General features: G+C 69.5%; 10 protein-coding genes. 8 read left to right on the top strand and 2 right to left on the bottom strand.

All coding sequences use genetic code 11. The annotated features are described in order from the left end of the window. Nucleotides 1-165: 165 nt before the first annotated feature. Nucleotides 166-962 (bottom strand): IS5 family transposase gene (locus ACFV4P_RS34075; RefSeq protein ID WP_380477365.1). Its coding sequence is split into 2 segments (ribosomal slippage): nt 166-617 and nt 617-962, totalling 798 coding nucleotides; the frame shifts between segments, so codons are not numbered across the junction. A 317-nt stretch (nt 963-1,279) separates the two neighbouring features. Between ACFV4P_RS34075 and ACFV4P_RS34070 the strand changes: the two genes are divergently transcribed. The 5 genes from ACFV4P_RS34070 to ACFV4P_RS34050 all read left to right on the top strand — a co-directional run bounded on the left by ACFV4P_RS34070 (nt 1,280) and on the right by ACFV4P_RS34050 (nt 7,762). Next, entirely contained in the window at nt 1,280-2,611 is a 1,332-nt protein-coding gene (locus ACFV4P_RS34070; RefSeq protein WP_380477363.1) for a hypothetical protein, read from the top strand. Between the two features lie 424 nt (nt 2,612-3,035). Further along, complete coding sequence (locus tag ACFV4P_RS34065) at nt 3,036-4,595, top strand: hypothetical protein (RefSeq protein WP_380477362.1); 1,560 nt, start codon at nt 3,036-3,038, stop codon at nt 4,593-4,595. After that, nucleotides 4,567-5,373: a tetratricopeptide repeat protein gene (locus ACFV4P_RS34060; protein WP_380477364.1), complete on the top strand. Its 807-nt coding sequence runs from the start codon at nt 4,567-4,569 to the stop codon at nt 5,371-5,373. The genes ACFV4P_RS34065 and ACFV4P_RS34060 overlap by 29 nt, the downstream gene beginning before the upstream one ends. 140 nt (nt 5,374-5,513) lie before the next feature. Beyond that, complete coding sequence (locus tag ACFV4P_RS34055; protein WP_380477361.1) at nt 5,514-6,383, top strand: hypothetical protein; 870 nt, start codon at nt 5,514-5,516, stop codon at nt 6,381-6,383. A gap of 104 nt (nt 6,384-6,487) precedes the next feature. Then, nucleotides 6,488-7,762 (top strand): hypothetical protein, encoded by a 1,275-nt coding sequence (locus tag ACFV4P_RS34050; protein ID WP_380477360.1) that lies wholly within the window; start codon nt 6,488-6,490, stop codon nt 7,760-7,762. A 122-nt stretch (nt 7,763-7,884) separates the two neighbouring features. Here the strand turns inward: ACFV4P_RS34050 and ACFV4P_RS34045 are convergent, their stop codons facing one another. Then, nucleotides 7,885-8,103 carry a hypothetical protein gene (locus ACFV4P_RS34045; protein WP_380477359.1) on the bottom strand — a complete coding sequence of 73 codons (219 nt, stop codon included), beginning with the start codon at nt 8,101-8,103 and terminating at the stop codon, nt 7,885-7,887. 360 nt (nt 8,104-8,463) lie between these two features. On the opposite strand from ACFV4P_RS34045, the gene ACFV4P_RS34040 reads away from it, so the two are divergent. From ACFV4P_RS34040 to ACFV4P_RS34030, 3 genes are read left to right on the top strand one after another with little or no spacing between them, the layout of a single operon-like run. Continuing rightward, nucleotides 8,464-9,651 carry an ABC-three component system protein gene (locus ACFV4P_RS34040; RefSeq protein WP_380477358.1) on the top strand — a complete coding sequence of 396 codons (1,188 nt, stop codon included), beginning with the start codon at nt 8,464-8,466 and terminating at the stop codon, nt 9,649-9,651. After that, nucleotides 9,648-10,175, top strand: coding sequence for a three component ABC system middle component (locus ACFV4P_RS34035; RefSeq protein ID WP_380477357.1), 528 nt, complete (start codon nt 9,648-9,650; stop codon nt 10,173-10,175). Before ACFV4P_RS34040 ends, ACFV4P_RS34035 begins: the two co-directional genes overlap by 4 nt. Nucleotides 10,176-10,179: 4 nt before the next feature. After that, complete coding sequence (locus ACFV4P_RS34030; RefSeq protein WP_380477356.1) at nt 10,180-12,111, top strand: DUF3732 domain-containing protein; 1,932 nt, start codon at nt 10,180-10,182, stop codon at nt 12,109-12,111. Nucleotides 12,112-12,256: the final 145 nt, after the last annotated feature.

Genomic DNA, 12,256 nt, shown 5'->3' with positions numbered 1-12,256 from the left:
CACCACGAAACAGTAGCCAACCGAACGCCCGCCACCGGCCGTCCCGCCCCAGCCTCACCCCGAACCGGACATCAACTCACGAACCGCCCTCTGAGTTGACCTGCATGACTGCAGGTCACAAGCGTGTGTGTCATGCAGGTTGGCTTAGATCACCTAGAAGACATCTCATTTGGAGAGCCGCCGGGTGCAGATGAGGGCTGCGGCGATGCTGGCGAAGGCGGCGAAGTGGTCGGCCTTGCGTTCGTATCGGCGGTGCAATCGACGGAAGGCCCCGAACCATGCCACGGTGCGCTCGATCACCCATCGGTGTCGGCCGAGACGCTGGGAGGATTCGATACCCCTGCGGGCGATGCGGGCCGGGATCTGACGCCGCCGCAGATAGGAGCGGATGAAGCGGTGGTCGTAGGCTTTGTCGCCGTGCAGCTTGCCCGGTCGGCGGCGTCTGGGTCCGCGGCGCGAGCGGATCGGCGGGATCGCTTCGACGAGCGGGATCAGGGCCTGGCTGTCGTGCAGGTTGGCCCCGGACACCGCAAGCGACAGGGGCAGACCGGTGCGTTCTGTGAGGAGGTGGATCTTCGACCCGTACTTGCCCCGATCGACAGGATTCGGACCCGTCAGGTCCCCCTTTTCAGGGCTCTCATGTTCACGGAGTCGACCGCGCACCGGGACCAGTCCAGGTCGCCCCGCGCGCCGAGTTCGTCAAGAACCACCCGGTGGAGTTTGGCCCAGACCCGGGCCCTGCTCCACTCGGCGAAACGACGATGGGCGGTAGGCCCGGACGGCCCGAAGCAGGGCGGTAGTTGGGCCCACGTGCACCCCGAGGTGGCGACGAACACGATCGCGGCCAGCACCTCGCGATCTCCGTAGCGGCGCCGGCCACCGCCCTGTGGCCGGGTCGGCGTCGCCGGCACCACCAACTGGAACAACTCCCACAACTCGTCCGGCACCAGACGCTCCACGATCAGCACGCCCAGAGTCTAGCTGTCCAAATGAGATGACTTCCTAGTAGTGACCCTGACGGGGCCCGGTGACGTCGGTTCTCCTCTTGGCGGTCCAGTGGCTCTCACCGGAGAGGTGACGGTACTGACGACCGTCATCGTCCATGGCGCGCCAGCAGGGTCGTGACGGAGCACGTCGCGCCATGGCGGCTGCTGTTTCCTCGCAGACCTGCGCTGCCCAGGAGAGCGTTGTCGGTGGAACGCGCTACGGTGGCCGCGGCCCTCGGCGATGGCAGCCGGGGAACCTGAACGTGTCGGCCGGGTAAGCCCTTTGGAGCGTCATGCCTCGTTATCTGGATCCCGAGGTCGCCAAGGCGAACATGATCGCCAAGAGGGTCTGGCCGATATCGCCGTGGCCCACCAATGCCAAGCCCTGGCTGAGTGTTTGCATGGACTGCGGAGAGTTCGTCAATCCGATCTACCGCAACGTGATGAGGCCCGGCTGCGGAGGCTGCGACCCGTGCGGCCGTGCCCGCGCTACCGCGGCACGCAAGGTCCCGGCCGACACCGCAGTCGCCGAGATGCGCGCTGCCGGGGTGGATCCGCTGGAGGAGTATCCGGGGGTCGACGTCCCCTGGCGAAGCCGCTGCCTCAGCGCCTTGTGCCCCGGGCTGTGGGAGGGCGATCCTGCCGACATCCGCCCCCGCCTCTCGGATGCCCGCCTGGCGAGGGTCTCGGCGTGCAAGTACTGCGCCCGGGTCGCTGTCAGACCCGAGCGCGCGGCGTACGAGATGGTCCAGCGGGGCGTCGAGCCCCTCGAGCCCTACAACACGGCCACGAAGCCGTGGCCGTGCAAGTGCCTCGCCTGCGGAGCGACCGACATCGCGCCGACCTACGCCAACGTGGTCCGAACGGGGCAGGGCGGCTGCGAACGCTGCGGCGGGCGCATGCGCGTGCCGGAGGAGCAGGCCGTCACCGAGATGCTCGCCGTCGGTGCACGCCCGCTCGAGCCGTACAAGGGAGTCGGCCAGCGGTGGCGCAGTCTGTGCCTCGCCGCCGACTGCCCGGGACCTCAGGACCGCATCATCTACCCCCGGCTGAGCTGGATCCGGCGCGGCTCCCAGGCATGCAAGTGGTGTGCGGGTGTCGTGATCGACGAAAGCATCGCACGCGCCACCATGAGCGCGGCCGGACTCGAACCGCTCGTCCCCTATCCGGGTGTGCGTGAGCGCTGGAAGTGCCAGTGCGCCAACCCCGCCTGCCGGGCTGTCGTCTACCCGACACTTGGCAGTGTGAACAGCCGCGGCACCGGCTGCTCGGAGTGTGCCGAGTACGGCTTCAAGCGGGAGCAGCCCGCACTGCTGTACCTCCTCTTCCACGAGCGTCTCGGCGCGGCGAAGGTGGGGATCTGCAACCTGGATACCGGGCGAATAGAAAAGCACGAGCGGCGAGGCTGGCAACGCCACGCGACCCTGGACTTCGAGCTCGGTCGCCATGCCGAGCTGCTGGAGCGCGAGGTGATCGCGGAGTGGCGGGCCCAGGACTGGAAGCCGGTGCGGGACGGGGAGGACACCTATGACGGGTGGACCGAGACCACCCCTGTCACCGAAGACTCTTCCGTGGATTCGCTGTGGGACGGGATCGTGGAAATGCGGAGACTGCTGACACTGTGACCGACCGACCGGCGGGAGCGGTCGGCGAGGCGCCTTCGGCGAGCTGCCCGGGCTGCCGGTTCACGCGCAGGGCTGTGGCAGGAACTGCTCCAGACGAATCGGTCAGGAATCGGACCGGGCACCGCCGGATAGCGTCGGTGACGCGGTCGGAACGGGGGAGTGAGGCCGGGTGGCGCGGTGGAGGGAGAAGCTCACCGATGGAGAGCTCCTGGAAGTGATCGGCGCGAGGTGCCACTGGCCGGACTGCAGTCGTCCCCTGACCATGCGGGTGGACGGAGAGTGGATCCCGGACGCGGCGATCGTGCACATTCGTGCGCAACGCCCTGGAGGCAAGCGTCACGATCCCTCCTGGACCCGTGAACAGCTGGACGCCCCTGGGAACCTGCTGCTGCTCTGCCCGGCGCACCACAAAAGGATCGACGGGGTGGCCGCAGGCGCCTATCCGGTGGAGCTGCTTGAGAGTTGGAGGCCCAACCGCGGGCCGGTCACCGGCCACTGGCAAGCCCTGCACCCGGTCGAAGGTGTGGCTGCGGGCCACGGCCAGGCACCGGCGGCCTGGCGGTTGTGGCCGACCGTGGCCGACCTCGACGCCCCGGCCGCGGGTGTGCGCCCCAGTTGGGAGCATGATGGGGACACGCTGCCCGCCTACGTGCCGCGTGACCTGGACCAGCGCCTCACCGATCTGCTGGCGAGGGCCGGCGTCCAGGGCGGCATGGTGCTGGTGGCCGGTGAAACGGGGTGCGGGAAGTCCCGCCTCGCTCTCGAGGCCGCCCGCCGCGCCCTCCCCGGCTACCTCGTGTGCCAGGTCCCCAACGGCGGTCTGCAGGCGGCGATCACGGCCGCTATGCACTGCCCCGAGCCCCGCCTTCTGTGGCTGGACGGCCTTGAGCACCACGACCGGCTGCAGGGCCTTGATGTCGCCGAACTGCGGCGCTGGCGCATCCCGATCCTCGCCACCGTCCACATCCAGCACCTCCCACCGCCGACTGCCCCCCACCCCACAGCGGGCGGGAACGCCGGCGCGGTGCTTTCCACCGCAGTTGTCGGACAGGCCTCGATCGTCTTCCTCGACCGGACCTGGAGCCCCGCCGAGATGCAGCGCGCCCGGGCCTGCGCCGATCCGCGCGTCCGATCCGCAGCCGACCAGTGCACCCACCGCGGTGTCAGCGAGTTCCTCACGGCCGGTCCCTCCCTGTGGGCAGCGTGGCAAGCCGCTGGGCGCATCGGCGGCAACCCCCGAGGAGCAGCCCTTGTCCGCAGCGCCGTCGACCTGGCCCGCACCGGCCTGCGAGGCCCGCTGCCGGACGACCTGCTCACCCGGACCCACCGCTACTACCTCGCGGATGCAGGCGGCGCTCTGCTGCGCCCCGAACCGCTGGAGGAGGCGTTCGCCTGGGCGGACGGCAGCCGGGTCGGAATGACGCGCCTGCTCCAGCCCGCCGCAGGCGGGGCGCGACGGCCCTTCGCCGGCCTTCTCGGCGATGCCGCGGTCCAGCAGCCGCCGGAATCCGTCCACCCGCTCGTGTGGTTCGAAGCGCTCGGTGCCGCCCGGGACGCGGAAACGGCCTGGGTGGTGGCGTCCAACGCGCAGCGTGAACAGCCGTCGGTCGCCGCCAGGCTGTGGCGGGTCCTGCGCGAGGCCGGTCTCACCCAGGTGTTGTGGCACCAGGCCGCAACCCTGATCCAGGACAACCGGTGCGAGGAAGCCCTCCAGTTCCTGAGCGAGCACGCGGATCCTGCGGACGCCTTCGCGCGGCGCCTCACCGCCCTGGCCCTGAGCGAGCTCGATCGCCTGGACGAAGCCGAGACGGCGTGCCGCGAAGCCCACGCGCTCGGCGACACCGACAGCCTCGCCGACCTGGCACAACTCCTGGCCGAGCGAGGGCGTCTCGACGGAAGCCGAACGCCTCTTCCGGCGTGCCGCCTGGGCCGGGGCCCGCAACGCCTGGTTCAACCTGGGTGTCCTGCTCGCCGACCGGGGTAAGACCCGGCCGGCCATCAACGCCTACCGGCAGGCCGCTTCCGCCGGCGACAATGACGCCCTGGCGAACCTGGGCCGGCTCCTCGCCGACACCGGGAAGACCCGCGCCGCACAAGCGGCACTCCGCCAGGCCACCGACCTCGGCGACCTGGAAGCACAGCTGGACCTCGCCAACCTTCTCAAACGCCTGCGCCGCACCGACGAAGCCGTGCAGGCCTACCAGCAGCTGATCGAGCACGGCGACGCCCGGGCCTGGATCAACCTCGGCAACCTCCACGCCGACAACGACCGACCGGCCCAGGCCGAGCATGCCTATCGGCAAGCCCTTCAAGCGGGCCTGCCCATCGCCCACTACTACCTGGGACGCCACCTGGCGGCCGAGCAGCACTGGCACGATGCCGCATCGCATCTGCGCCACGCAGCGAACACGGGCGCCACCGACGCGGGCCTCCACCTCGGCCTCACGCTCATAGAACTGGGAGAGACCCAGGAGGCCAAGAACGTACTCCGAGCCGCCGCGAGGGCGGGCGAGCCGCTGGCCGCGGTCGCCTTTGCCGCAGTCGCCGACGAAACGGACGAGGACGAGCGCCGCGAGCTGCTCCTCCAAGCGGCGAGCGACGGAGACCTCGACGCCATGGCTTTGGTGATGGTCGACCTTGAGCACAGCGGGCACCGGCAGCTGGCCGACGAATTCCGCCGACGCCTGGCAGACCGCGGTGACCCCGTGATCGCCGCAGTCCTCGCTGCCTGCAGCCCTTCCCCGGTCGCCGCCGTGTGCTGACAAGATGTCAGTCGGCGGCCATCCGGCCAGGGCCATGCCGCGGGCTGTCGAATCGCGGCCACCAGCCGCCGCAAGGCCGCAGTAGGCCGTGGAGGCCGCGACGAGTGCCCCGGCCGGCAGATCGTGGAACGGAGAGTCTCGTGGAGCGAGGTGAGCGGTGGGCGTACCGTGCTGCGCCGTACAAGGGGCCCGTCAGCGAGGTTGAGGTGCTGAAGGTCGGCACCCAACGGCCCGTTCGAGTGAAGGTCCGCTTCGTCGACGACGAGGCGGAGGGCCGCGAGGAATGGGCGCCCAAGGCGCGGCTGCGCGTCCCCTGGGAAGAGAAGGGCGCCTGGCTCCACCGGCAGGATCGGTGGGACGCGCTGATCAGTGACGGGCCCGAGGACGATCAGGACGCGGACTTCGTCGCAGCGAGCCTGGTCTTCGACACCTGCCCGGTGACCGAGACGGTCTCCATGGGCTGGAACACCCGCGAGCGGGGTGTGCTCTACGTCCACGACGTGCCGGCCCTCGCCTCGATGCTGGAGGTCCCGCAGGACTTCTTCACCTCCGACCCGCGCACCTTCACCGACGACCACGGCACTCTGAACGCTCCCTGGCCGACCGCCCTCGCCGTCGCCGAGCGCATCGCAGCAGCTCATGCCGCACATCTGGTCGCTGTCCTCGCCGAACAGGAGAAACAGGCGCAGCACGACGCGGTCTACGGCCGCTACTACCGCGGCCGGGGCAAGGACCAGGGCACGCACGTCAGCCCGGAGATCTGCGACGAAGTCGACCAGAAGTACCAGCCCGGCCGCGACCTGGTCCGCCAGTGGTGCGGCACCGAAGCGACCGGCCGACTGGACGAACTCCAGGCACTGCGCGCCGAAGTGATCCGCATCGGCAAGCTCACGGAAGAGGCCATCACAGCCCTCCACACCCTCGGAGAGAAGCGCAAAGCCGACGACCTCACGCGACGGCTGGGCATCCCACTCGAATCCCTGCGCAACGCCGCCGACCACCGGCACTGAACCACACCCTGTCCGCCCCTCCTTCTGCGAGGCGCCCCGTGTCCCCGGGCCTGAACGACCGACAGCTCACCGTGCTGCGCCGCATCTGCGAGCCGGGAGATCCCGTGACATCCGCCGACCCGCACCTGGCCAACAGCGTGTACGCGCTGCGAAGAAGAGGACTCGTGACAACCCACTGGGAAGGCGACGGCTGGACGGCCTCCGCGACACCCGCAGGACGCGAGCACGTGAACCGAACCAACGACCCGACCTCCGCACTCCTGCCGACCTCAGACTCGACCCACACACCCACCCGCAGCCCAACGACCGACGCTGCGGAGACCACGACAGCCAAGGAGGCTATGCGACTGATCGCGGACCTCCAGCAGGCGGGCGGCACACTGCGCGTCACCGATCCGGCGTCCGACGAGCGGGCCCGGCTGCGCCGCGTCGTGCACACCGCCAGGACCAGTGGCGCGATGCCACCGGGGCGCAGGCTGTCGTACAGCGGCCGCGACCGGGGAGACGTCGTCATCCGGCTCCTCGACGATCAGCGACCTTCCGGAGCGGCCGAACGCCCCACCCCGATCCCGGTGCCCGACGACCTGCCGGCCGAAGCAGTTCATGCAACGGTGCGCGACTGCCCGCTGCGGGTGTGCGCCGACTGCCGCGATCGGGCGCTGCGCATCCTCTACGTGCTGGCCACCGCGGCCGAAGAGCAAGGCATGACGGTCGCTCCGGCGGCGGACAAACGCCAGACCCTGGTGATCGCATCCTCGGGCAGCGAGTTCCCCGTCGACCTGACCGAGGACACCGTCGAGGTCCCCGACCTGGGAAGCGTCGACTACGCATGGCAGCGCGTCACCGAGCACACCACCGCGCCCTCGCACAAACTCGACATCAGCCTGGCCTACGACTGGGCGCTGCGAGGACGTCGGCAGCAGTGGGGAGACCGACAGCGCTGGAAGCTCGAGGACCAACTTCCCCAGGTCCTGCGCGAGATCCAGCAGCGCGCGGACATCGCCCGCGACCAGCGCCTCGCCCGCGAGCGGCAGGAACTCGAGACCAGACTCGCCTGGCAGGCCGCCATGAACCGGGCCCGCCACGAACTCCTTCACTCGCACCGCCGCGACCGCCTGCGCGAACAGGTCGACGCATGGCACGAAGCCGTACGCGTGCGAGCCTACTGCGACGCCCTCCAACAGCACCTCGCCCAGGCACCGGCACCTGACCCGGAAGCGCGCGCAGTACTCGAATGGATCACCTGGGCACGCGCCCACGCCGACAGCATCGATCCGGTCCCCACCCACCCGCAGACCCCGGCCGACCCGGTTATCACCCCCGACGGCCTGCGCCCCTTCCTGTGCGGCTGGAGCCCGCACGAGCCCAAGCGACGATGACCCACGGGCCCTCGCTGCCCGCATGCCGCCCCCGTGTCCCCGCCCGGTCGGCGATCCGACCAATCTGCCCGGCACGCACTGAGGGCATGTGACCGGCCCGCTGGACACGTGCGCGGCGCAGATCAGCGGGAGCCGCTCTCGCTGCGCCGCCGGTGCCGGAGTTCGCGCTGGGCCTGGGCACGGGCGCATTCGCGCGAGCAGTACTTCACACCGCTGGTCCGGTGCTGTCCGTACTCGGCGCGGCCGCGCTGGCGCACGAAGTTGCGGCCGCGGTTCGCGTTGCCGCACCGGCGGACGAAGGAGCCCTCGGCGAGATGGTTGTAGAGCTGCAGGAAGGCCACGGAGTAGACCGTCGGGTGCCGTTCGGTCAGACCGCGGACGCCGATGCTGAACCGACCGAGTACGGACTCCAGCGCCGAGGCGAAGCCGCTGCTCTCACCGCAGAATGGTCCACGCCCGGTACATGCTGTACCGCTGCCCAGCCAAGCACCGCCACCGCTTCGCCGGGGTGTGCAGGCTGCCGCACCCCCCTGACCTTCGGCCCGGCATCGAGGGGCCCTCACGGTGGCCCCCCGCTCGGGAGGCTCCTCGGGTTGCCCGCTCACTTGGATCGCCTCGGCCGATTGCCGATAATGGTCGGGTCGGATCTGTGAACCTGCGGTGGATGGCTGGAGCTCGCTCCAGGGCAAAGGGGCTCCTCGGTGGCTAACGCCTCGCATGGCGCTGCTCCGAGCGCGCTCGGGTATCAGCACCAGACATGGTGGGCACTGCTGGAGCTGCTCCGTACCGGTGCCAGCCGCCCGGACGCGACGATCACCTTGGAGCTCTACGACGACGTCGCCTGGGCGGAGGCCGGGAGCCCGTCGGAGCTGTTGCAGCTCAAGCATCACCAGACTCAGCAGCGATCCTTGACGGATCATTCGCCCGACCTGTGGGCGACGCTGAGAGTGTGGATGGACACCGCGAACCCGACCGACCCGAACGGCCCGATGTTGGTTCTCGTGACCACGCAGACCGTATCGGAAGGGTCCGGCGTCGCCGCGCTGCGCTCGGGCACCCGCGATGACACCCATGCTCTGAACGGTCTGTTGGCTGTGGCCATCGACGCGCAGTCCGGCGTAACCGGCAAAGCCCGCGATCAGTTTCTGGCGCTGGGCCCGACCGGCCAGCGCACGTTGCTGTCCAGGATCCGCGTGGTCGACGGGGCCGATCACATCGAGGACATCGCCGCAGGCGTGCGCAGCCAGCTGTGGTGGGCTCTGCCGACAGGACACGAGGAGTTGTTCCTGGCGCTGGTGTGGAGATGGTGGGACGCGCAGGCTCTCGCCATGCTGCGCGGCGAGCTGAGCGGCGTGGAGGTGGGCGCCGCAGGTGTGGCGATTACGGAGATCCGCGACCGGTTCACCCGGGATGACCTACCGACCTTCATCGAGCTTGCGGACGTGGACCCCCGTGCGGTCGCTGCCGACCACGCGGCCTCCTTGTTCGTGAAGCAGATGCATTGGGTGGCGTTCCCACCGCGCAACCTTGAAGGGGCGATCGTCGATTTCTACCGGGCCTCCACGCAGACGATCCGATGCCTGGACGAAGGCCTCCTGAGCCCGGGGGAGGTGGACCGGGTCCACAACGAACTCGAAGACGAGTGGGCTCGCGCCTTCGAATTGATGGCCATGGCGGTACGCCCTGGTGCCGGGGAGGACGCCAAGCAGGACGCCGGGCGACGGTTGCTGTGCGACCTTGCCGACCGTACGAGCGTCACTGTCCGGCCGCGATACAACGAAAGCTACTTCATCCGGGGCCAACGGCACGTCCTGGCCGACGAGGGCCGGATCGGCTGGCACCTGGACTACGAGGGACGCATCGCCGACCTGAGAGCGGATCAGCCATGACCTTCCCGCCCACTCACCAGGACCTGGCACCGAGGGTGGAGACCGCATGGGGTGAACGTCCTCCGCTGGTCGGCGCCATGTTCAACCCCGCGCTGATCGCCTGTCTCCTGCGCGAAGCCGCTGACAGCTACACCTCCCGCACGTTCCACGGCATGCCATGGATGCTGTCCTACCTCGCTGCCCCGCTCGTCCTGCATCGCAGCACACGAGAGTCACTGCCGTCCCGCCCGGGCGCCGTCCGACTCGCCAGCTGGGCCCGGACGCACCCCGTCCTTCGCACCGGCTTCCCCGCGCAGGCGCAGGCCATGGTCTCTCCTGTCCGCGCCGGCCTACGCTTCGCCCTCAGGTACGAGGTCCTCGACCTCGCAGGGGACCGGCTGTACGCACACGCCACCAGGACGCGCGAAGCGGGACGTGAGCACACCGAACTCGGCGACATCCTCAGGCAGGCCAGGACCGCAGGCCAGTGGTTGTCCACCGTTGACACCGCCACTGCATTTTCTCTTCTGGGCGTGGCACCCTGATCGAGTGCAGCTGCTCGCGATTATCCTCTACAGCCACCGCGGGGACCGCCGGACGGTCTCCTTCAAACCTGGCGCACTCAATGTGGTGACAGGCGACTCCGCCACAGGTAAGAGCGCCCTGCTCGACATCGTGGAGTACTGCCTGGGCCGCGACTCCGTCACCCTGCCTCTGGGGCCGCTCACCACCGCCGTGTCCTGGTACGCCGCCCTGTTCCAGATGGACGACAGTCGCGCTTTCGTCGCCCGACCCGTGCCCGGTCACAAGCGAGCATCCCGCAACCAGGCCATGCTGAGATTCGGCCGGGACCAGCAACCCCTGGAATACGCCGAGTTGAGGGCCGAACTCGACGCCGAGGGCCTTCGTGAACAGCTGGGGCGCCGAATCGGAATCCGCGAGAACATCGCGCCCGCCTTCCCCTTCGAGGCCGATCTGAGCCACGCGGCGCTGCTCTGCTTCCAAGGGCAGACCGAGATCGCCAACAACAAACTGCTCTTCCACCGCCAGAGCGAACGGGGGATTGCCGGAGCCCTTCGGGCCACGCTGCCGTACTTCATCGGGGCAGTACCGCCGGCCCAAGCCCGTACCGCCGCCCAGGCGACCGCCGCACGACACGAAGCGGACACACTCCAGGAGGACTACTCCTTGGCCGTGCGAGCCGAGTCGGCCACCCGCCACGCGATCGCCCCATTGTGGGACGAGGCCCGCCGGCTGGGAATGCTCTCCCACGACGTGCCGGCCGACCCCATGGCAGCCGTCGAGGGGCTGCGTCGAGCCATCACGGCCGACCGCGCACCCGACCTGACAGGCAACCCGTCTGAAGACCGGATGAGTGACCTGCGCCGTCAGAACACCCGGCACCGGGACGAGCTGCGAGCCCTGGCCGCAGATCGGCAGACCCTGCTCGACCACATCGACGCCGCGAGCGACTACTCCGCATCCCTGAAGATCCCCCTCGACCGGCTCACATCCCTGAACCTGCTGGGGCTGACAATCGACCAGCAGCAAAGCCCGACAGCCGAAGCAGACGCCTCGAACTGCCCACTGTGCGGCTCTGAACTTCGCTATCCCGACCCCACACCCGCCGCACTCAACCACAGCCTCGAACACCTCGCCGGCCAGCTGGCTGCCGTCACGTCAGTGCCAGTGGCCGGCCGCCGTGAGCTGGAGAGGCTCGACGCCCGCGCGGCCGAGCTGCGAGGTCAGCTCAGGGAAGCCGAGGAGATGCTGCAAGTCCTCTTCTCAGAGCAAGGCCTGACGGAGCATCTTTCCGCCGAGGGGCGTGTGGAGTTCCTCCGCGGCCGTATCCACGGCGTCCTCAGCGCTCTGCCGGCGACCTCACCCGAGCAGACCTCCCACCTGGAGCGTCGCCGTGACGTTGCCGAGGCACAGGCGAGCGTTCTGGAGACGGCCCTCGACCGCCGCGCCATCCAGCAAGAGCTGGAGGACCGCCTCGTCGCCATCGACAGGGACATCACCACCTGGGCCCGGCAACTCGGACTCGAGCCCGCGGACAGCCAGGCTCGACTCGACGTGAAGCGTCTGAACATCGCCTTCCGCACACCGCACGGCCGAGCGACGCTGTCCGATCTCGGAAGCGGCCAGAACTGGGTCGGCTACCACGTGATCACCCACTTGGCCCTCCACCGCTACTTCGTGCGCAACAACCGCCCCGTGCCCAGGATCCTGATGCTTGACCAGCCCACCCAGGCGTGGCTCCCCGGCACGGGTGGTCCCCCTGCCCAAGCAGATCAGGAAGCGATGGCAGATCTCTTCAGGCAGATCGACTCCGTCGTCAGGGAACTGGCCCCGGCGTTCCAGGTGATCGTCGTCGACCACGCGAACCTGCCGCAGCCCTGGTTCCAGGAGGCCGTCGTCCACAACTGGCGGGGCGAAGAGAAACTCGTGCCGCGCGACTGGCTCGAGTCCGATGAGTGATCCTTGCCGGCGCAGAACACGAGAGGCTCGCACGTGCCGGCCGGATCCGGATCCCACCGGCAGGTGACCTTCGATGAAGGGCCGGCTGCACGCGGCCGAGTGGCGGCCGCGGCGCAGCCGTACACAGGGTGGGCGTCGCCCAGCA

It is taken from the genome of Kitasatospora sp. NPDC059795 (assembly GCF_042732175.1).
GTDB lineage: Bacteria > Actinomycetota > Actinomycetes > Streptomycetales > Streptomycetaceae > Kitasatospora.
Note: the sequence above shows the minus strand (reverse complement) of the source record. Positions and strands in the feature narration are given on the sequence as shown.

Coding starts and splice junctions, on each gene's coding strand:
- ACFV4P_RS34070 (WP_380477363.1), top strand. CDS start 1,280: ATGCCTCGTTATCTGGATCCCGAGGTCGCCAAGGCGAACATGATCGCC.
- ACFV4P_RS34035 (WP_380477357.1), top strand. CDS start 9,648: ATGACCTTCCCGCCCACTCACCAGGACCTGGCACCGAGGGTGGAGACC.